Source organism: Lutimaribacter marinistellae, from assembly GCF_042648365.1.
Lineage (GTDB): Bacteria > Pseudomonadota > Alphaproteobacteria > Rhodobacterales > Rhodobacteraceae > Lutimaribacter_A > Lutimaribacter_A marinistellae.
Genome location: NZ_JBHRXI010000001.1, coordinates 219,810 through 239,392 on the forward strand (window position 1 = coordinate 219,810; position 19,583 = coordinate 239,392).

General features: G+C 64.5%; 21 protein-coding genes. 12 read left to right on the forward strand and 9 right to left on the reverse strand.

What is annotated here, in order from left to right; translation table 11 throughout:
- The first annotated feature begins 292 nt into the window (after window positions 1-292).
- The gene (gene ettA, locus ACFORG_RS01050) at window positions 293-1,948 is read left to right on the forward strand and encodes an energy-dependent translational throttle protein EttA (RefSeq protein WP_386733518.1); all 1,656 of its coding nucleotides are present in this window, start codon (window positions 293-295) and stop codon (window positions 1,946-1,948) included.
- A gap of 192 nt (window positions 1,949-2,140) precedes the next feature.
- Here the strand turns inward: ettA and ACFORG_RS01055 are convergent, their stop codons facing one another.
- Window positions 2,141-2,431 carry a hypothetical protein gene (locus ACFORG_RS01055; protein WP_386733519.1) on the reverse strand — a complete coding sequence of 97 codons (291 nt, stop codon included), beginning with the start codon at window positions 2,429-2,431 and terminating at the stop codon, window positions 2,141-2,143.
- 239 nt (window positions 2,432-2,670) lie between these two features.
- Between ACFORG_RS01055 and ACFORG_RS01060 the strand changes: the two genes are divergently transcribed.
- A complete protein-coding gene (locus tag ACFORG_RS01060) occupies window positions 2,671-2,877 on the forward strand; it encodes a cold-shock protein (RefSeq protein WP_386733520.1) in 207 nt (68 codons plus the stop codon).
- A 157-nt stretch (window positions 2,878-3,034) separates the two neighbouring features.
- Window positions 3,035-3,253, forward strand: coding sequence for a hypothetical protein (locus tag ACFORG_RS01065; protein ID WP_386733521.1), 219 nt, complete (start codon window positions 3,035-3,037; stop codon window positions 3,251-3,253).
- An 84-nt stretch (window positions 3,254-3,337) separates the two neighbouring features.
- On the opposite strand, the gene trxC is transcribed toward ACFORG_RS01065, so the two are convergent.
- The gene (trxC, locus tag ACFORG_RS01070) at window positions 3,338-3,763 is read right to left on the reverse strand and encodes a thioredoxin TrxC (protein ID WP_386733522.1); all 426 of its coding nucleotides are present in this window, start codon (window positions 3,761-3,763) and stop codon (window positions 3,338-3,340) included.
- 191 nt (window positions 3,764-3,954) lie between these two features.
- On the opposite strand from trxC, the gene ACFORG_RS01075 reads away from it, so the two are divergent.
- From ACFORG_RS01075 to ACFORG_RS01090, 4 genes are all read left to right on the forward strand, one after another.
- The gene (locus ACFORG_RS01075; protein ID WP_386733523.1) at window positions 3,955-4,341 is read left to right on the forward strand and encodes a hypothetical protein; all 387 of its coding nucleotides are present in this window, start codon (window positions 3,955-3,957) and stop codon (window positions 4,339-4,341) included.
- Between the two features lie 85 nt (window positions 4,342-4,426).
- Window positions 4,427-4,981 (forward strand): L,D-transpeptidase family protein, encoded by a 555-nt coding sequence (locus tag ACFORG_RS01080; protein ID WP_386733524.1) that lies wholly within the window; start codon window positions 4,427-4,429, stop codon window positions 4,979-4,981.
- Between the two features lie 25 nt (window positions 4,982-5,006).
- Window positions 5,007-5,588, forward strand: a complete 582-nt coding sequence (locus ACFORG_RS01085; RefSeq protein WP_386733525.1) for a DUF4329 domain-containing protein — start codon at window positions 5,007-5,009, stop codon at window positions 5,586-5,588.
- A 162-nt stretch (window positions 5,589-5,750) separates the two neighbouring features.
- Window positions 5,751-5,957 carry a cold-shock protein gene (locus tag ACFORG_RS01090; protein ID WP_386733526.1) on the forward strand — a complete coding sequence of 69 codons (207 nt, stop codon included), beginning with the start codon at window positions 5,751-5,753 and terminating at the stop codon, window positions 5,955-5,957.
- A gap of 44 nt (window positions 5,958-6,001) precedes the next feature.
- Here the strand turns inward: ACFORG_RS01090 and ACFORG_RS01095 are convergent, their stop codons facing one another.
- A complete protein-coding gene (locus ACFORG_RS01095) occupies window positions 6,002-6,640 on the reverse strand; it encodes an arylesterase (RefSeq protein WP_386733527.1) in 639 nt (212 codons plus the stop codon).
- A 52-nt stretch (window positions 6,641-6,692) separates the two neighbouring features.
- On the opposite strand from ACFORG_RS01095, the gene ACFORG_RS01100 reads away from it, so the two are divergent.
- Together ACFORG_RS01100 and ACFORG_RS01105 are read left to right on the forward strand one after the other, a co-directional pair.
- On the forward strand, window positions 6,693-7,385 hold the full coding sequence (locus tag ACFORG_RS01100) for an ABC transporter ATP-binding protein (protein ID WP_386733891.1): 693 nt from the start codon (window positions 6,693-6,695) through the stop codon (window positions 7,383-7,385).
- Window positions 7,382-9,910, forward strand: a complete 2,529-nt coding sequence (locus ACFORG_RS01105) for an ABC transporter permease (RefSeq protein WP_386733528.1) — start codon at window positions 7,382-7,384, stop codon at window positions 9,908-9,910. The genes ACFORG_RS01100 and ACFORG_RS01105 overlap by 4 nt, the downstream gene beginning before the upstream one ends.
- On the opposite strand, the gene ACFORG_RS01110 is transcribed toward ACFORG_RS01105, so the two are convergent.
- Window positions 9,911-10,357: an RrF2 family transcriptional regulator gene (locus tag ACFORG_RS01110; protein ID WP_386733529.1), complete on the reverse strand. Its 447-nt coding sequence runs from the start codon at window positions 10,355-10,357 to the stop codon at window positions 9,911-9,913. It lies immediately after the preceding gene.
- Window positions 10,358-10,450: 93 nt separating this feature from the next.
- On the opposite strand from ACFORG_RS01110, the gene ACFORG_RS01115 reads away from it, so the two are divergent.
- Window positions 10,451-11,020: a gamma-glutamylcyclotransferase family protein gene (locus tag ACFORG_RS01115; protein WP_386733530.1), complete on the forward strand. Its 570-nt coding sequence runs from the start codon at window positions 10,451-10,453 to the stop codon at window positions 11,018-11,020.
- 45 nt (window positions 11,021-11,065) lie between these two features.
- Here ACFORG_RS01115 and gltX read toward each other — a convergent pair whose 3' ends face one another.
- Together gltX and ACFORG_RS01125 are read right to left on the reverse strand one after the other, a co-directional pair.
- The gene (gltX, locus tag ACFORG_RS01120) at window positions 11,066-12,391 is read right to left on the reverse strand and encodes a glutamate--tRNA ligase (protein ID WP_386733531.1); all 1,326 of its coding nucleotides are present in this window, start codon (window positions 12,389-12,391) and stop codon (window positions 11,066-11,068) included.
- A gap of 277 nt (window positions 12,392-12,668) precedes the next feature.
- Window positions 12,669-13,097, reverse strand: a complete 429-nt coding sequence (locus ACFORG_RS01125) for a DUF1801 domain-containing protein (RefSeq protein ID WP_386733532.1) — start codon at window positions 13,095-13,097, stop codon at window positions 12,669-12,671.
- Between the two features lie 116 nt (window positions 13,098-13,213).
- Between ACFORG_RS01125 and ACFORG_RS01130 the strand changes: the two genes are divergently transcribed.
- Window positions 13,214-14,155: an MBL fold metallo-hydrolase gene (locus ACFORG_RS01130; protein WP_386733533.1), complete on the forward strand. Its 942-nt coding sequence runs from the start codon at window positions 13,214-13,216 to the stop codon at window positions 14,153-14,155.
- 22 nt (window positions 14,156-14,177) lie between these two features.
- Here ACFORG_RS01130 and ACFORG_RS01135 read toward each other — a convergent pair whose 3' ends face one another.
- The 3 genes from ACFORG_RS01135 to ACFORG_RS01145 form a co-directional block, all read right to left on the reverse strand.
- On the reverse strand, window positions 14,178-15,509 hold the full coding sequence (locus ACFORG_RS01135) for an NAD(P)/FAD-dependent oxidoreductase (protein WP_386733534.1): 1,332 nt from the start codon (window positions 15,507-15,509) through the stop codon (window positions 14,178-14,180).
- Window positions 15,510-15,646: 137 nt separating this feature from the next.
- The gene (locus ACFORG_RS01140) at window positions 15,647-16,186 is read right to left on the reverse strand and encodes a hypothetical protein (protein ID WP_386733535.1); all 540 of its coding nucleotides are present in this window, start codon (window positions 16,184-16,186) and stop codon (window positions 15,647-15,649) included.
- A gap of 123 nt (window positions 16,187-16,309) precedes the next feature.
- On the reverse strand, window positions 16,310-17,968 hold the full coding sequence (locus ACFORG_RS01145) for an NAD+ synthase (protein ID WP_386733536.1): 1,659 nt from the start codon (window positions 17,966-17,968) through the stop codon (window positions 16,310-16,312).
- Between the two features lie 189 nt (window positions 17,969-18,157).
- Between ACFORG_RS01145 and ACFORG_RS01150 the strand changes: the two genes are divergently transcribed.
- Window positions 18,158-19,582 carry an MORN repeat-containing protein gene (locus ACFORG_RS01150; protein ID WP_386733537.1) on the forward strand — a complete coding sequence of 475 codons (1,425 nt, stop codon included), beginning with the start codon at window positions 18,158-18,160 and terminating at the stop codon, window positions 19,580-19,582.
- The last annotated feature ends 1 nt before the right edge of the window (window position 19,583 follow it).

Consider the following 19,583-nt stretch of genomic DNA (forward strand, 5'->3'; position numbering starts at 1 on the left):
AGCCCCCGCTCGACCTGCCCTCCCGTCATGCGTCAAAAGCCGCCGGTCGCCCGCCCGAGGGCAAGCCATTCCCCGCCGAATGACGGATCTGAAACCAGTCGTGAAGGAACCTTTTCGACGGAACCGCAACGCATGTGCGTTGCGCCGTGGCGGCGCGGTTTCGGCGACCGTTTCACCGCTGCCACGGACAAAGCCCCCGAATACGCGCCACAGGATCGCGCGCCGGATTGCCCCTGCCCCGTCCAACCTGTATCAGGCTTCCCGACACGCAGGACCCAAACCGGAGCATTCCATGGCCTCTTATCAATACGTCTACCACATGCAGGGCGTCTCCAAGACCTATCCCGGTGGCAAGAAATGCTTTGAGAACATCCACCTCTCCTTTCTGCCGGGGGTGAAGATCGGCGTCGTCGGCGTCAACGGCGCCGGTAAATCGACCCTGATGAAGATCATGGCCGGCATCGACACCGATTACTCGGGCGAGGCCTGGGCCGCCGAAGGCGCCAAGGTCGGCTACCTCCCGCAGGAGCCGCAGCTCGACTCCTCCCTCACCGTCCGCGAAAACGTCATGCTGGGCGTGGCCGAAAAAAAGGCCAAGCTCGACCGCTTCAACGAACTGGCGATGAACTATTCTGACGAGACCGCCGACGAGATGGCGCAGCTTCAGGACGAAATCGACAGCCAGAACCTGTGGGATCTCGACAGCCAGATCGACGTCGCGATGGAGGCGCTGCGCTGCCCGCCGGACGACGCGAACCCTGACAACCTCTCGGGCGGTGAGAAACGCCGCGTCGCGCTGTGCAAGCTGCTGCTCGAAGCGCCCGACATGCTGCTGCTCGACGAACCGACCAACCACCTCGACGCCGAAACGATCGCCTGGCTGCAACAGCACCTGATCGACTACAAGGGCACGATCCTGATCGTCACCCACGACCGCTATTTCCTCGACTCGATCACCGGCTGGATCCTCGAACTCGACCGCGGCCGCGGCATCCCCTACGAGGGCAACTATTCCTCCTGGCTCGACCAGAAGGCCAAGCGGCTCGAGCAGGAAGCGCGCGAAGACAAGGCAAAGCAGAAGACGCTCGAACGCGAACTCGAATGGATGCGGCAGGGACAAAAGGCCCGCCAGGCCAAGTCCAAGGCCCGGATCCAGGCTTACGAGGAGATGGCGAACCAGTCCGAGCGCGAACGCGTCGGCCGCGCCCAGATCATCATCCCCAACGGCCCGCGCCTCGGCTCCAAGGTGATCGAGGTCGAACACCTGTCGAAACACATGGGCGACAAGCAACTGATCGAGGATCTGTCCTTCTCGCTGCCCCCCGGCGGCATTGTCGGCGTGATCGGCCCCAACGGCGCGGGCAAATCGACCCTGTTCAAGATGCTGACCGGGCAGGAGACGCCCGACAACGGCTCGATCGAGCTGGGCGACACCGTGCAGATGTCTTATGTCGACCAGTCCCGCGACGACCTCAAGGATGGCGAAACCGTATGGGAAGCGATCTCCGGCGGGGCCGAGGTGATCCAACTGGGCGACGCGCAGGTGAACTCGCGCGCCTATTGCTCGTCCTTCAACTTCAAGGGCGGCGACCAGCAGAAAAAGGTCTCGCTGCTTTCGGGCGGTGAACGCAATCGCGTCCACATGGCCCGGCTTCTGAAAGAGGGCGGCAACGTCATCCTGCTCGACGAACCGACCAACGACCTCGACGTCGAAACCCTCCGCGCGCTCGAAGACGCCCTGACCGAATTCGCCGGCTGCGCGGTGGTCATCTCGCACGACCGCTTCTTCCTCGACCGCATCTGCACCCACATCCTCGCCTTCGAGGGCGACGCCCATGTCGAATGGTTCGAGGGCAATTTCGAGGATTACGAGGAAGACAAGAAACGCCGCCTCGGCCCCGACGCGCTGGAGCCCAAGCGGCTGAAGCACAAGAAGTTCTCGAGGTAATCACAAGAAGGGTGGGCAACCCGCCCTTTTTCTTGCCGCCCGGTCTTGCGCGTGGCTCGGGCTATCTTAAAGCCCAGCCATTGTAGGCTCGCTCGCAAGACTGCCCGGCCTAATACCCAAACCCAGTTTACGCGTAGGCACCTGCACCCTAGTTGAGCAGAACCGGCTACCGCTTGACAAACGTCACAAAGCTCAGGCTTCGGCGACCACGGCACCTTTCATTTCGCCGGTCATGCGGGTCATGTCTTCGTGGTGGACCTTGTCGCGCACCGCGGCGATTGCGGCCTCGGCGGCGTCGCGGGTGGCCTCGTCCGGCCATTCGGTGATCGCGGCGCTGGTGCGTTCGCTGGTGCGCACCACGGTGACGCGGCTTGCCCCCAGGTCCTTGAGCGCGGGCAGACGCTTTTCGACGATGCCGCGCAGGGTGATGTCGTAATCCGTCCCGTCCGCGATTTCCCAGGTGGTAATGGTGACGTATTTCATGGTCGTCTCCCCTCGTCCCAGATATGCAAACCATAGCATATCCCGCCGATTTTCGCAGCATCCGACAGGTCGGACCGAACAAAACGCTTGCAAAACGCCGCGATCACACCCATATGCCCCATGCTACGTTTTTCTATCTCGACCCACTGTCTCCTTACGGCGCTCAGTCTTCGATTTCAGACCGACTATGCCGGGCCGTCGCATCCTGCGGGCGGCGTTACATACAGGAGACCACGGATATGGCTACTGGCACCGTGAAATGGTTCAACACCACCAAAGGTTACGGCTTCATCGCGCCCGATGGCGGCAAGAAGGACGTTTTCGTCCACATCTCTGCCGTTGAACGTTCGGGCCTGACCGGTCTGGCCGACAACCAGAAGGTCAGCTTCGACATCGAAGCAGGCCGCGACGGTCGCGAAAGCGCGTCGAACCTCGAACTGCTCTAAGCATGTTCTGCCGGGGTCTTTCCCGGCCACGAGATCAAGGGGACGGGTGCGCGGCGCCCGTCCTTTTTCGTTTTTGCCCCCGGCCCGCCCTGCGGCGGCCATAGTCCCGCCACATTTCTTTGGCCCCCTGAGGCGGGGGCAAGGAACAGGTGCGATCATGGCCATCATTCTGATCGGGTTGGGCAGCCTCATCGGCTTTGTCACGGCGCTGGTGAACTACCTTCTGCTCGAAGCGAGTCTTCTCGCGGCGCTCGGGATGTGGTTCCTGATCGGCTTCGGCCTGCCGCTTCTTTTCATCCTCGTGGGACTCGCGCAGGCGCATCTGCGCAACACCGCCGGCACTGCCCGCGACACCCGCGCCCGCACCGCAGGCTAAGGTTTCGGGCCCGCGCTGCCGGGGGTACCGATTGTACAAAACGGTCAATGAGCCCCTGCGAGGGGGTACAAAACGGTCAATTCGTCAGGTTGCCCGCACCCAGTCGATGATCTGGCCCGACCGCAGCGCGCCCGACTGCCGCTTGACCTCTCGCCCTTTTGCAAAGGCCACCATGGTCGGGATACCCCGTATCCGGTGCCGCGCCCCGGCCTGCTGATGCGTCTGCGTGTCGAGCTTGACGAGCCGCGCATGTCCCTTAAGCTCCTGAGCTGCCTTCGAAAACTCGGGCGACATCATTCGGCAGGGCCCACACCAGGGCGCCCAGAAGTCGACCACCAGCGGCAAGTCATCGACCCGCGCCGCCTTGTCGAGGATCGCGGGGTCAACATCCACCGGCGCGCCCGGAACCAGCGCCGCACCACAGGTGCCGCACTTGGCCCCCGACAGGATTCGCTCCGCTGGCACCCGATTCACCTGCCCGCAGGTCAAACATGTGAGTTTTTTAGGCACGACAGGGCCTCCTGAATACACATTCGTGAATCGATATGGGAACTTCTCGACAGCGCCGCAAGTTGTCGACACGGTGAAACAGAGTAACGGGAAGACATTAACTCATGAGAAACCCGCGTAAGACATCCTCGTCGCATGCGACCACCGCGGACCGGTGGATTAACACGACACGAGGACGAGACGATCGGGACATGGTTCAGTTCTCCACGCTCATCGCGCCGCTTCTGACCCTTGTCGCGCTTTCCGGCGGCGCGGTCTGGACCGGGGCGACAAGCGCACTCGGCGCTGCCCCCTGGTGGGCGGAAAAGGTCGTCTGGGCCGGGCTTCCTGCCGGAATCGCCTTGGCCGCAACGGCATGGTTGCTGGCCCCGTCGCGCAGGCCACGCCTTCTGACGCTTGCCGCACTCACGGTTATTGCCTTCACACTGGCGAGGTACGGACAGGCGAATGCAGTTGCGTCGGCACCCGAAGCCCCCGAACTTGCCGCGCAGACATGGTATTTCGGCTGGTTTGCCACCTGCGCGCTGGCAACGGCGACCGTGGCATCACTTTTCCGCTATCACAGGCCCGCGCATTGACCGATCGGAAAAGCCGACGGAAAATGAGCGGGGGCGTAACAGCTTCTCAACGAACCCGAAGAGCAAAAAGACGGAGACGCCAGACATGATCACGCGCCGCAGCTTCCTCGCCGCGACTACTGCCGCCGGTGTATTGCCCGGACTTGGCATGGCGCAAACGACCGAGTTCGATCCGACGCCGCAATACGTGCGCATCAAGGCCGATTTTGCACCGGGCCAGCTTTTGGTGCTGCCGCGGTCATTCTACCTTTATTACGTTACCGAACCGCGCACCGCGATCCGCTATGGCGTGGGTGTTGGCAAGGCCGGCCTGCAGTTCCAGGGTACCGCAACGATCGACGTCAAGAAGGAATGGCCGACCTGGCGCCCCACCGAAGAGATGATCGAGCGCAGCCCGCAAACCTATGGCCGATTCAAGGACAATGATTACGTCCAGCCGGGTGGACCGGACAACCCGTTGGGGGCCCGGGCGCTGTATCTCTTCCAGAACGGCAAGGACACCTTTTTCCGTATCCATGGCACAACGCAGCCCGAAACCATCGGACACGCCGTATCGAACGGGTGCATCCGCATGCTGAACGAGCATGTAATCGACCTCTACGACCGTGTGCCCATCGGTACGCAGGTCTCCGTCATCTGATGCGGCACGCGGCGGAGAGCGGATCGTGAACCTCTTCGCCGCGTTCGGCCCTTCCGCCAGCCTTGGGCTGGCCCTTTTGCCCGCTGGCCTGAGTGCTGCGCTTCTTCCTTGCATGTTGTGCGCGGACGAGATGCACCGCCCGCCGGTCGAAGTGATCGAGGCCGTGCGCCGTCGCTTCGACCCGATCCAGCACCTGTCCTTCGCCGCGAACCTTGAATATTGCGGCTATGTCGGGCGCGATGTGAACGGGGAAATCGCCTTTACCCCGATGCTGCGCGGCGATGCGGATGGTTGCACACCGCCGATACCCGACCCGACCTTGACCGTGTTTGCCTCGATGCACACGCACGGAGCCTATCATCCTGACGTTCCAGCCGAATTTCCCACCGCGCTCGATATGCAGAGCGATCGGAACGAAGGAGTGAACGGGTTCGTTGCAACGCCGGGCGGACGGCTTTGGTACATCGACAGCGCCGCGATGATCACCTTCCAGCTGTGCGGGCTTGGCTGCCTTCCGCAGGATCCGACCTTTCGTGCGGGGGACGACGGCACGATCGCGCAAAGCTACACGTTGGAACAGTTGCTGCAACTGGAAGGATATCACTGAAAAGGATCCCTCTTGATCCGAATCTCCTCTTGGCTCAGACAAAGAGGGCGACGTTGGACTATCGACTACACTGCTCCACTACCGGCCCAGTCTTCGATTTCTACTGACAGAGCCGCCCTGCCGCATCCCGCGGGCAGAATTTGAAACAGGAGTATTGAGACGATGGCCACCGGCACCGTCAAATGGTTCAACACCACCAAAGGATACGGCTTCATCGCGCCCGAAGGCGGCGGCAAGGACGTGTTCGTGCATATTTCCGCGGTCGAGCGTTCGGGCCTGACCGGCCTCGCCGACAACCAGAAGGTCAGCTATGAGTTGAAACCCGGCCGCGACGGTCGCGAGTCGGCGGTCGATCTGCAGCTTCTGTGAAACGAAGCTCTTGCGCATGAGGCCGGGAATTCCCCGGCCTTTCTTCATTCGTCAGCAGCGCGGCTGACAAGATCCAGCACTTGCGGCCCAAGCGCCTCGACGATCCGTGCAACCCCTTGGGCGTTCGGGTGTATGCCGTCGGGCTGCATGAGCTCACGCGCCGCTGCCGGATCGCCTTCCACCGCAAGCCCATCAAAAAAGCTCTGTGCATAAAGGGCGCCGTATTCATCGGCCAGTTCGGGATAGATCGCGTCGAAATCCGCCTTGTATTCGGGTCCATAATTGCCCGGCGCCTGCATCCCCACCAGCAGTACCTCGACATCACGGTCCGCCGCGGCCTGCAGGATCGTGTCGATGTTGGCGCGAGCCACCGCCGGATCGATCCCCCGCAGCACGTCATTGCCACCCAGGGCAACGATCATGCCATCGACCTCGGGCGTCAGAGTCCACTCGACCCGCGCCGCCCCCCCGGCCGTGGTATCGCCCGATACACCCGCATTGATCAGCCGCACATCCGCGCCCCGTTCGGACAGCCACGCACGCATCTGCGGCACGAATCCCTCCTGCTCGATCAGGCCATAACCCTGCGTGAGCGAATCACCGAGCGCCGCGATCACCACCTGTTGGGCCGTGGCGGCAAAACCGCAGACCGTGAACACCGCTGCCAGAAGAACCTTGCGCATGATCCTCTCCGCTCCATATCCCGAAAAGACGCCAATCAAGGAGGCCGCCCACGTGACCGACCCCGTGCTCACCCTCGAAGATGCCGCATTGTCGCTGGATGGCAATGCCGGGCGCGTCGATATCCTGCACGGGATCACGCTTGCCGTCGACAGGAGAGAAACGCTGGGCCTCGTCGGGCCGTCCGGGTCGGGCAAGTCCTCGCTCCTGATGTTGATGGGCGGATTGGAGCGCGCCACGGGCGGAACGATCCGTGCCTTGGGCCACGACCTGACCGCGATGGACGAAGACGCGCTCGCCCGGTTCCGACGCGATCACATGGGCGTCGTGTTCCAGAGCTTTCACCTGATTCCCACGATGACCGCGCTCGAGAATGTGGCCACGCCGCTGGAACTGGCCGGCCATTCCGACGCCTTCGCCCGCGCCGAGGCCGAGCTTGAGGCGGTCGGCCTCTCGCATCGCGCGGGCCACTATCCCGCGCAGCTGTCCGGCGGCGAGCAGCAGCGCGTTGCGCTGGCGCGCGCCTCGGCCCCGCGCCCCGAGATCCTGCTGGCCGACGAGCCGACCGGAAATCTTGACGAATCCAATGGCGCGGCGATCATCGATCTGCTCTTCGGTCTGCGCGACCGGCACGGGGCGACGCTGGTGCTGGTAACGCACTCCCACACCCTTGCGCATCGCTGCGACCGGACGATCCGCCTGCGTGACGGCCGCGTCGCCGAACCGGAGCGTGAGGCCGCCGAATGAGCCTGCGCCTCGCCGCCCGTTTCGCCCGTCGTGAGCTGCGCGGCGGCCTGCAGGGGTTTCGGATCTTCCTCGCCTGCCTTGCCCTTGGGGTTGCGGCCATTGCTGCGGTGGGAACGGTTCGCGCAAGCATCGAGGCCGGGTTGGCGCGCGAAGGCGCGGCACTGCTCGGCGGCGATGCCGAGATGGAATTCACCTATCGCTTTGCCACCGAGGCCGAACGCGCCTGGATGGAGGAGGCCGCCCTTGCCGTCAGCGAGGTGGCCGATTTCCGCTCCATGGCGGTCGTCGAGCGCGATGGCGAAACGGAACGCGGGCTGACGCAGGTCAAGGCAATCGACTCGGCCTATCCGCTGATCGGCGCAGTCGAGCTCGACCCGCCTATGCCGCTGGACGAGGCGATGTCGGGAACCGGCGGCCTGCCCGGCGCAGTGATGGAACGCGCACTGAGCGACCGGTTGGCCCTGACGCCCGGTGACGTCTTTCGCCTCGGGACGCAGGACTTTGTCCTGATGGCCGCGCTGGAGCATGAACCCGATGGCGCCGCAGGTGGTTTCGGGCTGGGCCCCCGCACGCTGGTCCGGACCGAGGCGCTTGCCACCTCGGGGCTGCTTGCCCCCGGCACCCTGTTTTCGACCAAGTACCGGATGGATCTGCCCCAGGCGGCGGATCTGTCGGCAACGGCGCAGGAGGCGCGCACCGCCTTTGCCGAATCCGGCATGCGCTGGCGCGACGCGCGCAACGGGGCGCCCGGCGTGGCCGAATTCGTCGCGCGGCTCGGTGCCTTCCTCATCCTCGTGGGGCTCGCCGGGCTTGCTGTGGGCGGCGTCGGGGTCTCGGCCGCCGTGCGTGCCTATCTTGCCGGCAAGACATCGACCATCGCGACCTTGCGTACGCTCGGCGCAGATCGCGCCACCATCTTTCAAACTTATTTCCTGCAAATTGGCTTGCTCTCCCTCGCGGGCATCGCGATCGGGCTTGTCCTTGGGGCGCTTGCGCCGCTCTTCCTCGCCCCGCTGATCGAGGCGCGGCTTCCGATTCCGGCCGCTTTCGCCATCTATCCCACCCCGCTGGCCGAAGCCGCCCTATACGGGTTGCTCACTGCACTTCTGTTCACGCTCTGGCCGCTTGCCCGGGCCGAGGAGGTCCGCGCCGCGACCCTTTTCCGCGATGCGCTATCCTCGGCGAACCTGCTGCCACGCGGGCGATACCTGCTGGTGACGGGCTTCGGGCTTGCCCTGCTGATCGGTGCGGCGGCATGGTTCAGCGGATCTACATGGCTCACGTTGTGGACCTTCGGCGGCATCACGGGCGCGCTGCTCCTTCTTGCCCTCTCGGCGCTGGCCATTCGCAGGCTGGCCCGTGCGACAGCCCCTGCCGCGCGCGGGCGCCCTGCCCTACGCTGGGCTCTCGCCGCGATCTCGGGTCCCGGCGAAGGGGCAGGTTCCGTCGTCCTTTCGCTGGGCCTTGGCCTGTCTGTTCTCGCCGCCGTGGGACAGATCGACGGCAACCTGCGCAATGCCATCTCCGGCGATCTGCCCGAGGTCGCACCCTCCTATTTCTTCGTCGACATCCAGAAGGACCAGATGCCCGGCTTCACCGAGCGGCTGAACGGCGATCCGGCTGTCGACAAGGTGGAAAGCGCGCCCATGCTGCGCGGCATCATCACCCGTATCAACGACCGCCCCGCCAGCGAGGTGGCGGGCAATCACTGGGTGCTCGAAGGTGACAGGGGCGTCACCTACTCAGCCGACCTGCCGCCCGATACGCGCCTGACAGAAGGCGAATGGTGGCCCGACGGGTATGACGGCCCGCCGCTTGTCAGCTTTGCCGCCGAAGAGGCCGAGGAAATGGGCCTCTCACTGGGCGACACGCTGACGGTCAACATCCTTGGCCGGGATATCACCGCCACGGTCGCATCGTTCCGCGAGGTCGATTTTTCCACCGCTGGCATCGGGTTCATCATGTCGATGAACCCCGGCGCGCTTGCCGGCGCTCCGCACAGCTTCATCGCGACCGTCTATGCCGAACCTCAGGCCGAGGCCGCGATCCTGCGCGACCTTGCCGGGCAGTTTCCCAACATCACCGCGATCCGCGTGCGCGATGCGATCGATCGCGTGGCCGACCTGTTGGCCGGGCTGGCCGCCGCCACGTCATACGGGGCTGCGGCATCGCTTCTGACCGGTTTCCTCGTCCTGATCGGGGCTGCCGCCGCAGGCGAAGGCGCTCGACGTTACGAAGCTGCGGTCCTCAAAACGCTCGGCGCGGCACGGCAGCGCATCCTGATGAGTTTTGCCCTGCGCGCCACGCTTCTCGGCGCCGCTGCGGGTATCGTGGCACTGGCGGCTGGCATCCTTGGCGGCTGGGCAGTCAGCACCTTCATCCTCGACACGGATTTCGCGGTGATCTGGCCCTCGGCCCTTGCCATCGTCCTGGGCGGCATCGGCATCACGCTTGCAGCCGGGCTCGCCTTTGCCTGGCGACCACTGGCCGTGCGGCCCGCCCGAATCTTGCGCGCGAACGATTGATCAGCGCGCGCACTGCACCGGCTGAAGGATCTTGAGCAACGCGTCATTGTCACAGACAAGCGCATCCAGCGTGATCTCGTCCAGCGAGGCATAAAAAGCGACAGCCGCGTCCTGCAGGGCCACCCTGAGACGACAGGCCTTGGTCAACGGGCATGTATTGTCGGCATCGGCAAAGCACTCTGCCAAGGGCAAGCCCCCCTCGATAGAGCGGAAGACATCGCCGATCCGGATCTGGCTTGCCGGTCGTGCCAGCGTCATCCCGCCGTTCCGGCCGCGCTGTGTGTTCAGGTAATCGAGCTGGCTCAACTGGTTGATGACCTGCGCCAGATGGTTTTCCGAGATGTTGCAGACCTCGGCGATCTCGGATTTCGTGACCAGCCGGTCCTGATGCGCGGCGCAGTACATCAGCAGGCGAATTGCAATATTTGTCCGTTTCGTGATGCGCATGTCGACTCCTCCCGCGGCAGCGGCACATCCTTGTCGCATGACGCGGGAAAAAACGGTTTGACATACATCAATAGGCAAAGGCAGGCAGGGCGCATGGCAGATCCCTACTTCTTTGGCTATGGCAGCCTCGTGAACACCTCCACCCACGATTTCCCGGACCCGCGACCGGCGGTTCTGTCCGGCTGGAAACGGGCATGGCGCCACACCGACCTGCGCCCCGTTGCCTTTCTCACCGCGATCCCGGTCGAAGGTGCCGAAATCGAGGGCATGATCGCCCATGTCCCGAACGATGACTGGGCCGCTCTGGATGAACGTGAATGGGCCTATGATCGCGTTGGTGTGACCTCATCCGTCACGCACACCCTGACGGAGGATGCCGATATCGCGGTCTATGCCGTGCCCGAAGGCCGGCACAGGGTTCCGTCCCGCAACTACCCCATTCTGCTCAGCTATCTCGATGTCGTGGTCCAGGGCTACCTGCGGGTCTTCGGACCAGATGGGGCCGACCGCTTCTTCGCCACGACCGAAGGGTGGGACAGCCCGATCCTGAACGACCGGGCCGAGCCGCGCTATCCTCGCCACAGGGTTCTGACCGAACAGGAACAGGGCTTCGTCGATGACCGCCTCGCCCGCCTGGGCGCGTCGCTGGTCAAATCGACCTGACCCTTGCGTCGCCGCCCGCGTGGCCGGCGACGAAGGCAGCGCAGGTCAACCGCGGGCGCGGATATTCTGCAACAGAGGCAGCAGCGCAGCCATTTCAGGCCCGCGCTCTTGCCCCGTCAGCGCCTTGCGCAGTGGCATGAACAGGCCTTTGCCCTTACGGCCGGTCGCCTCCTTGACGGCGGCGGTCCAGCTGCCCCAGCTCGACTCGTCCAGCGGGCCCTCGGGCAGCAATGTCATTGCCTGTTCCACGAACGCGCGGTCCTCTTCGTCGATCAGCGGCTCGGCACCGTCGCGGCAAAGGATCCACCACGCCTCAAGGTCGTTCAGCGTCTGGATATTGCCACGCGCCATCGACCAGAACGGCGCCCGGATCTCCTCGGGAATGCCCAGCGCCTCCAACCGGTCGGCCACGTCCTCGGCCGACAATGCCTGCAGGTAATGCGCCGTCAGCGGGAAGAGGTCGTTTACGTCGAACTTGGTTGGCGCCGCACCAAAGCGTCTCACGTCAAACCCGTCGATCAACTGTCCCATCTCGGTGCGCAGCTCGACCGGGTCTGCCGAACCAAGGCGCGCCATCAGCGACAACAAGGCATAGGGCTGCACACCCTGTGCACGCAGGTCGCGCAATGCCAGAGTGCCCAGCCGCTTTGACAAGGCCTCGCCCTGCGGGCCGGTCAACAACGAATGATGGGCAAACTGCGGGACGGTGCCGCCCAACGCCTCGATGATCTGGATCTGCGTCGCCGTATTGGTGACGTGGTCGGACCCGCGCACGACGTGTGTGACACCCATCTCGGTATCGTCGACGACCGACGCAAGCGTGTAGAGGAACTGCCCATCGCCACGGATCAGCACAGGGTCCGAAACCGAAGCAGCGTCGATGGAAACGGGGCCCAGAATGCCATCCTCCCACTCGATCCGCTCGTGATCCAGCTTGAACCGCCAGACACCGTCCCCACGCTCTGCGCGCAGGCGCGCCTTTTCTTCGTCGGACAGCGACAACGCGGCGCGATCATAAACCGGCGGGCGACCCATGTTCAGCTGTTTCTTGCGCTTGAGGTCCAACTCGGTCGGGGTCTCGAAGGCCTCGTAGAACCGCCCGATCTCGCGCAGTCGGTCAGCCGCGGCGTGATAGCGGTCCAACCGCTCCGACTGCCGCTCGACGCGGTCCCAGGTCAAGCCCAGCCATTCGAGGTCCTGCTTGATCGCGTCAACATACTCTTCTTTCGACCGTTCCGGATCGGTATCGTCGATCCGCAGGATGAATGTGCCACCCTCCTTGCGGGCGATCAGCCAGTTCATCAGCGCAGTGCGCAGGTTGCCGACATGGATGTATCCGGTGGGCGAGGGGGCGAAACGGGTGGTGGTCATCGACGATCTCCTGTTGCCGCGGCTCTTGTCACAGAGACGCCCCGTTGTCCAGCGATGGCCCTGTGAACAAGGGCTCCCGTCCCCTTGGCATGCATCGTGGATGCACGCCAAGGCGTTGGGCCGGGCGCCGCGCAATGCGCGGCGCGACTCCGCGACCTGATCTGGCGTGCCTCGTATCCGGGATCGCGACCGCGCCGTGCACGCAAGGGCACGGCGCCCGGCCCAAAGCCGCCAGCGGCTCCGGCCCTACCGGAGGCGCGCGGGTGCGGGAGCCTCCCTAGACCGGCTTCACCGGCCATCGACGCGCCAGATCAGCAAGCCCCGCGCGGATCAGCTCAGCAAGGACATCAATGTCGATATCCTCAAGCTTGTTGACGTAAAGGCAGGACTTTCCTGTCCGGTGCTTGCCGATCCTGCGCAGGATTTCACCGAAATCAGCATAACCGGGCATGATGTAGATCGAATGTCGCGCCTTGCGCGGCGCAAAGCCCGTGGCAAGAAAGTCGCCTTCGCGGCCACTAGCATAGTGATAGTGGTAGCGCCCATAGCCGACGATACCCTCGCCCCAGATCTGCGGCACGAACCCGGTTGCATCGCGAAACACCGCGTCGAGGCGGCGCGCCTCGTCAACCCTGCGAGGCGGATCGAGAGTGGCGATGAAGGAATCGACATCCACGTTCGTCGGCCGTGTCTTGTTTTCGCCCATGTCCGCCCTCTCACCCTGCGCCCTGACGCACATCCCCTATCGCAGAAACGAACAGTGGCCTGATCCAGTCACAACCCTAGCTTACGCAAAGGAAAGCCCCAACAGGAGATATTGAAATGACCATGGACCTGACCCGCCGTGCCGCTCTGACCGGCGGTGCCGCTCTGCCCCTCGCCGCTATGGCCGGCCCTACCCTCGCCGCGTCGCATTCTGCCGGCGAAGGCGGCGCGGCTTTGCCGCATGCGCGCAGTTTCATGCTGGGTGACATGACCGTCACAACGCTTCTCGACGGCACCGTCACGCGTGACGGGGTCAAGGATATCTTCGGCGGTGGCGCCACGCAGGAAGCCTTCGAAGAGGTATCGCAGCAGAACTTCATCCCCGCCGACATGGCGCAGTTCTTCTTTACGCCGACGCTGGTGGAAACCGGGGGGCAGCATGTGCTCTTCGACACCGGCCTGGGCCAGGGCGGCATCCAGAAAGCCCTCGCCGAGGCCGGCAAGTCCCCCGAGGATATCGACATCGTCGTCCTGACCCACATGCACCCCGATCACATCGGCGGGATGACGACCGGCGACGCGGCCACCTTCCCCAATGCCAGCTACGTCACCGCCTCGGCCGAGTACGATTTCTGGTCGGGGATGGAAGCGGGCAACCGTGTCGGTGACATGGTCGCCCAAAAGGTCACGCCGATGGCCGAGAAGATGAGCTTTATCGAGGATGGTGGAGAAGTGGCCCCCGGCCTTACCGCTGTGGCCGCCTTCGGTCACACGCCGGGGCACATGGCCTATCGCCTCGAAAGCGGTGGCCAGCAGCTGATCCTCACAGCTGACCTTGCCAACCACTATGTCTGGACCTTCGCCCATCCCGAATGGGAGGTGAGCTTTGACATGGACAAGGCGGCCGCGACCGAATCCCGCCGGCGCATTCTCGGCATGCTCGCCGCGGATCGCATCCCGATGATCGGATACCACATGCCATTCCCCGCCGCCGGGTATGTCGAGGCGCGCGGTGACGGGTTCCGCTTCGTTCCCGTCAGCTACCAGATGATGGGCTGACGCCCGGATCGCGGCGCCCGGGTCAGTACCCCGGATCCGGGCGCACCTTCGATCCGTCCGTAAATCGTGACAGGCGGAAGGCCTGCGGATCCACGCATGGGACCACCCCCGTCACGAGGTCCGCCATCAACCGTCCCGCCCCGGGGCCAATACCGAAACCGTGGCCGGAAAAACCGGTCGCGATGAACATCCCCGGCAGATCATCGACACCCGAGATCACGGGGATGGCATCCGGGGTCACGTCGATCATGCCGGCCCAGCTTTGCACGATCTCGGCACGGTCCAGCGCCGGGAACGCCTTGCGCGCCTCGGCCCATGCGCGTCGCAACACCTTTTCCGACGGCTCCGGGTCCAGCACCCGGCATCGTTCGAACGGGGTAACCTCCGCAGGTGCCCACCGACGGGGTTCGCGCGCCTCTTCCGCCCAGCGCCTTCCAAGGCGAAAGCGCAAAGATCGCCAATCCTGCGCAAAGGCCGGCAGGAACCGCCACGCCAGCCGGAAACTGTCGGGAACGAGGTCGACCATGTTCTCGGTCCCGCTCGCCACGGTGTATCCGCCATCGGCGCGCTTGCGGATCGCAAATCCTCCGGACCACAGGGCGGGCGCGGGCCCGTCTTCGACCGGAGAGGTCCGCATGACGGTGTTCAGTACCTTGAGCTGCGGCAGGAAGATCCCGGCGTTTCCGGCAAAAAGCCTGGACCATGCCCCGCCTGCCAGCACCACCGCGTCACAACTTACCCGGCCGCGCTCGGTCATCACGCCCGAGATCCGCCCCGCGGCGGTCTCGACGCTGCGCACCGCGCATCCGGTCATCACCGTCGCGCCGCGGTCCCGCGCCCCCTCGGCGATCGCCGGTGCGGCCCATTGCGGCTCGGCCCGGCCATCGCCCGGCGTGTGCAGCGCGCCCTTGAGCGGCAGCTCGTTTCCCGGCAGCAACGCGTCAAGCGCTTTGCCCGAAACGATCGCGGCCTGCGCCTGGTACGGTTCGAGGTTGCGCATCCAGCGTTGATGATCCGCCAGGTCACGATCCGTTGCACAGCCGAACAGGATACCGGTCTGCCGATAACCTGTCTCGCGGCCCAACCGGGCATCGAGCCCTTTCCACAGGCGCAGCGCCTCGATCATCAAGGGAATTTCGCGGGGATCGCGCATCCCCAGCCGCACCCAGCCCCAGTTGCGCGAGCTTTGCTCGCCCCCGATCTGGCCTTTCTCGCACAGCAGGACAGACTGCCCCCGCTCGGCCAGTTCCAGCGCGGTCGAGGCGCCGATGATGCCTCCGCCGATCACCACGACGTCCACACGTTTGGGAAGCGAAAGATCAGGCTCGAAGGAAGAGGGCTTGGGGCCCGGCATCAAGGTCACCGCACGAGGTTACAGGTAGCGCAGCAATACCGGCGTGGCCCCGCAAGCAAAGCCCAATTCGCGTTGTCGCGGCGCAAATCCGCCGCGACTGTGGCCGCCGCGCAATGACCGGCAGCGCGCCCGCGGATTCAGCCTTCCCGCAGCCGCTCGGCCAGCCGGTCGAACGGATCCTCGAGCATCTTTTCGGGCAGCTCGTGCGGCTCTCCGGCGATCATTTCCGTTACCCGGGCCTTCAGGCGTTCGACACCACGCACCAGCCGAGGCGCCCGTTTGCGTGCCATCGCTTCGGCCTTGTCCCGGCCCAACACCGCCCAGGCAATCCCGCCCGCCACAAGGCACAGCAGGAAAAGCGCCGGAAGAAGAAGGGGAAAGGCCAGCGTCACCGCCAGCAGGCCGATTGCGCCGCTCAGTTTCAGGCTTGGCCCGCGACGCGGCGCGCGTCCGGTCGACGCGGATGCCCTCGCCCCGCCCTTGCGCAGCGGCATCGCGCGCTGCGACTGCGGCGCATCAAATCCCCGCTGGTCCAGCGCGGCGTGTTTGGCCGCGGTTTCCTGCAACAGGGATTTCACCGCTTTTTCTGTTTCCGCGTCGTCATAAACGCGCGCGGGGGATTTCAGAGGCTGGACACCGGGCTTTCCGTACAGCGATCCGTATTCCGCATAGGACATTCTTCGTACCCCTTTCGACAGTCGTCACAATTCGGCCGGGTTTGCCCCCGCATCGCCGCGGCCTTGCCCAGAATGTGCCACATTCCGGGGCAAGGCCCGAGTGCAATGCGCCGAAAAGCGATGTCAGGAAGGGTCGCGCCAGCGATTTACGATGGGATATCGGCGGTCCAGCCAAAAGGCACGCTTGGTCAGCCGTGCCCCAGGTGCCGACTGGAAGCGCTTGTATTCGCTAATATAAATCAAATTTTCGACCTTTTTGACCGTCTCGCGGTCAAAGCCGAGCGCCACCGCGTCGGCCACCGAACCGTCGCGATCCACCAGCGTTTCCAGAATGGCATCCAATTCCGGATAATCTGGCAGACTGTCGCTGTCTTTCTGGTCTTCGCGCAGCTCGGCGCTTGGCGGCTTCTCGATCATGCGGGGCGGAATCACCTCTCCCGCCGGGCCCATCATCCACTCGCGATGATGATCGTTGCGCCAGCGGCAGGTCTCGAAAACGCGGGTTTTGTACAGGTCCTTGATCGGGTTGTAGCCGCCTGCCATGTCGCCATAGATCGTGGCATAGCCGACCGCCACCTCGGACTTGTTGCCGGTGGTCAGCAGCATCTCGCCGAACTTGTTTGACAGCGCCATCAGCAGCAGGCCACGAAGGCGTGACTGGACGTTCTCCTCGGTCAGCCCCGGCTCGGTCCCCTCGAACAGCGGTGCCAGCGTTTCGGTAACTGCCGCGCGGGCCGGTCCGATGGGCACATAGTCGTAGCGCACGCCCAGCGCCTTGGCGACGCCCTCGGCATCCTCCAGCGACTCGGAGCTGGTGTATTCCGACGGCAGCATCACGCACCGCACGTTTTCGGGCCCCAGCGCGTCAACGGCGATCGCCGCGACCAGCGCGGAGTCCACGCCTCCCGAAAGACCCAGCAGCACCTTGCGAAAGCCGGTCTTGCGCATGTAGTCGCGCAGGCTTTGTACCATCACGCGGTAATCCTGCTCCCATTCGTCGGGCTGCGGCGCGATCTCGCCAGGAAGGATACGCCACCCCTCCGGCCCGCGCTCCAGATCGACATGGCTCACCACTTCGTCGAAAACCGGCAGGCGGAATGCCAGCCCTCCGCCCGGATTCAGCCCAAAGCTGCCGCCGTCGAACACTTGGTCATCCTGCCCGCCAACCATGTTGAGATAGATCAGCGGCAATCCCGTCTCGATCACGCGCGACACCATGTGGGTCACCCGCACGTCAAGCTTGTGCCGGTAATAGGGAGAGCCATTGGGCACCAGCAGGAACTCCGCCCCCGTTTCGGCCAACGTCTCGGCCACGTCCGGGTGCCAGCTGTCCTCGCAGATCGGGGAACCGACGCGTACGTTACCCACGGCATAAGGTCCGCCCAACGGACCGGCATCAAAGATGCGTACCTCGTCGAATACCGTTTCATTCGGCAATTCGTGCTTGAAGACCTTTGCCGCGACCTTCCCACCCCGGGAGATCAGGTAGGCATTATAGAGCTTGCCATCCTCGGCCCACGGCCCACCGATGGCCAGCGCCGGGCCGTCGGCACAGTCGCGCGCCAGCGCCTCGACTGCCGCCATCGCCGCACGGTGAAAGGCGGGCTTCATCACCAGGTCCTGCGCATTGTACCCGGTTATGAACATCTCGGTGGTCGCGACCAGGTCCGCCCCCGCGTCGCGGCCGGCGTCCCATGCGGCGCGCGCCTTGGCGGCGTTGCCGTCGATATCGCCGACCACCGGGTCGAGCTGTGCCAGAGTGATGCGGAAACGCTCGGCCATGCCGCCCCCTTGCGCCTGAACTTTCCGCCCGATTTAGCAGATCACGCTGTGAGGAAAAGGCAAATGCGGCAAAAGACGTTGCCCCCGCCTGTCCCGTGCCGTAATTTCGCCCAAAACCCTACCGCGCGTGAGCGCCGAGATCACGGCAGGCATGGGCAGATTTCAGCAGACGGGGACAAGACGCCAGCCATGCAGAAACTTACCGCTTCCATCGCCACAGCCCTCCTGCTCGCAGGCGCGGCGCCCGCGCTTGCACAGGACGGCCAGATCCTCACCACCGAGGACGATATCGGCGGCGTCTACGAAGGGACATTCCGCGGCGGGCTGCAACACGGTACCGGCACATACCGCCTGCCCAACGGGTACGAATACACCGGCGACTGGGTGGACGGAGAGATCAAGGGCCGCGGCGTCGCACGCTTTCCCAACGGCTCGGTCTACGAGGGCGAGTTTGCCAAGGGCAAACCCCACGGCATCGGCAAGATCACCTTCGCCGACGGAGGCACCTACGAGGGCGAATGGTCCGAGGGCGTGATCAACGGCCCCGGCATCGCCGTCTACGCCAACGGCGTCCGCTACGAGGGTGGCTTCCGAAACGCCCAGCATCATGGCGCGGGCGTGATGACCAGCCCCGGCGGCTATGTCTATGACGGCGACTGGACCGATGGGCAAAAGGACGGCACGGCCAAGATCACCTATCCCGACGGCGCCGTCTACGAGGGCGAGGTCAAGGCAGGTCAGCGCCACGGCGAGGGCACGCTCGAACTGCCCGACGGGCTGATCTATGTCGGCACGTGGATCAATGGCCAGATCGAAGGCGAAGGCCGCCTGACCCAGCCCAACGGCGATGTCTACGAGGGCGAACTCGTCGCCGGCCGGCGCGAAGGGATCGGCCGCGTCACATATGCCAACGGCGATGTCTACGAGGGCGACTTTCTCGACGACCGTCGTCATGGCCAGGGCACGTTCACCGGGACCGATGGCTATCTCTACACCGGGTCCTGGATCGAAGGACAAATCGAAGGTGAAGGCCGCGTGACCTATCCCGACGGCTCGATCTACGAAGGCGCGTTTCTCGACGATCTGGCGCATGGCGTGGGCAAGATCACCTATCCCGACGGCTCCACCTACGAAGGCGAGTGGGTCGCCGGCGTGATCGAGGGCACCGGCACCGCCCGATACGCCAACGGCATCGTCTACGAGGGCGAGTTCCGTAACGCCAAGAACCACGGCCAGGGCGTGATGACCTATGCCGACGGATACCGCTACGAGGGCGACTGGCAGGACGGCGTGCGACACGGCAAGGGCAAGGCCACCTATCCCGACGGGTCGGTCTATATCGGCGATTATGTCGACGGGCAGCGCCAGGGCGAGGGCGAGATCGTGATGGCCGACGGCTTCACCTATTCCGGCCAGTGGGAGGGCGGCAAGATCAGCGGCAGGGGCACTGCCACCTACGCCAATGGCGATGTCTACGAAGGGCAGTTCCGCAATGGCAAGCGGCAGGGCGAAGGCACCATGCGCTATGCCAGCGGACAGGAAGAGACGGGCACGTGGGACAATGGCGCGCTCGAACGCGACGGCGAAACCGGCAGCGCCCAGAACGACGGCTGAC

Excerpts from the sequence above, each read along its gene's own strand:
- ettA (WP_386733518.1), top strand. The coding sequence starts at position 293 with ATGGCCTCTTATCAATACGTCTACCACATGCAGGGCGTCTCCAAGACC.
- ACFORG_RS01055 (WP_386733519.1), bottom strand. The coding sequence starts at position 2,431 with ATGAAATACGTCACCATTACCACCTGGGAAATCGCGGACGGGACGGAT.
- ACFORG_RS01060 (WP_386733520.1), top strand. The coding sequence starts at position 2,671 with ATGGCTACTGGCACCGTGAAATGGTTCAACACCACCAAAGGTTACGGC.
- ACFORG_RS01065 (WP_386733521.1), top strand. The coding sequence starts at position 3,035 with ATGGCCATCATTCTGATCGGGTTGGGCAGCCTCATCGGCTTTGTCACG.
- ACFORG_RS01075 (WP_386733523.1), top strand. The coding sequence starts at position 3,955 with ATGGTTCAGTTCTCCACGCTCATCGCGCCGCTTCTGACCCTTGTCGCG.
- ACFORG_RS01080 (WP_386733524.1), top strand. The coding sequence starts at position 4,427 with ATGATCACGCGCCGCAGCTTCCTCGCCGCGACTACTGCCGCCGGTGTA.
- ACFORG_RS01090 (WP_386733526.1), top strand. The coding sequence starts at position 5,751 with ATGGCCACCGGCACCGTCAAATGGTTCAACACCACCAAAGGATACGGC.
- ACFORG_RS01095 (WP_386733527.1), bottom strand. The coding sequence starts at position 6,640 with ATGCGCAAGGTTCTTCTGGCAGCGGTGTTCACGGTCTGCGGTTTTGCC.
- ACFORG_RS01105 (WP_386733528.1), top strand. The coding sequence starts at position 7,382 with ATGAGCCTGCGCCTCGCCGCCCGTTTCGCCCGTCGTGAGCTGCGCGGC.
- ACFORG_RS01110 (WP_386733529.1), bottom strand. The coding sequence starts at position 10,357 with ATGCGCATCACGAAACGGACAAATATTGCAATTCGCCTGCTGATGTAC.
- ACFORG_RS01115 (WP_386733530.1), top strand. The coding sequence starts at position 10,451 with ATGGCAGATCCCTACTTCTTTGGCTATGGCAGCCTCGTGAACACCTCC.
- gltX (WP_386733531.1), bottom strand. The coding sequence starts at position 12,391 with ATGACCACCACCCGTTTCGCCCCCTCGCCCACCGGATACATCCATGTC.
- ACFORG_RS01125 (WP_386733532.1), bottom strand. The coding sequence starts at position 13,097 with ATGGGCGAAAACAAGACACGGCCGACGAACGTGGATGTCGATTCCTTC.
- ACFORG_RS01130 (WP_386733533.1), top strand. The coding sequence starts at position 13,214 with ATGACCATGGACCTGACCCGCCGTGCCGCTCTGACCGGCGGTGCCGCT.
- ACFORG_RS01135 (WP_386733534.1), bottom strand. The coding sequence starts at position 15,509 with ATGCCGGGCCCCAAGCCCTCTTCCTTCGAGCCTGATCTTTCGCTTCCC.
- ACFORG_RS01140 (WP_386733535.1), bottom strand. The coding sequence starts at position 16,186 with ATGTCCTATGCGGAATACGGATCGCTGTACGGAAAGCCCGGTGTCCAG.
- ACFORG_RS01145 (WP_386733536.1), bottom strand. The coding sequence starts at position 17,968 with ATGGCCGAGCGTTTCCGCATCACTCTGGCACAGCTCGACCCGGTGGTC.
- ACFORG_RS01150 (WP_386733537.1), top strand. The coding sequence starts at position 18,158 with ATGCAGAAACTTACCGCTTCCATCGCCACAGCCCTCCTGCTCGCAGGC.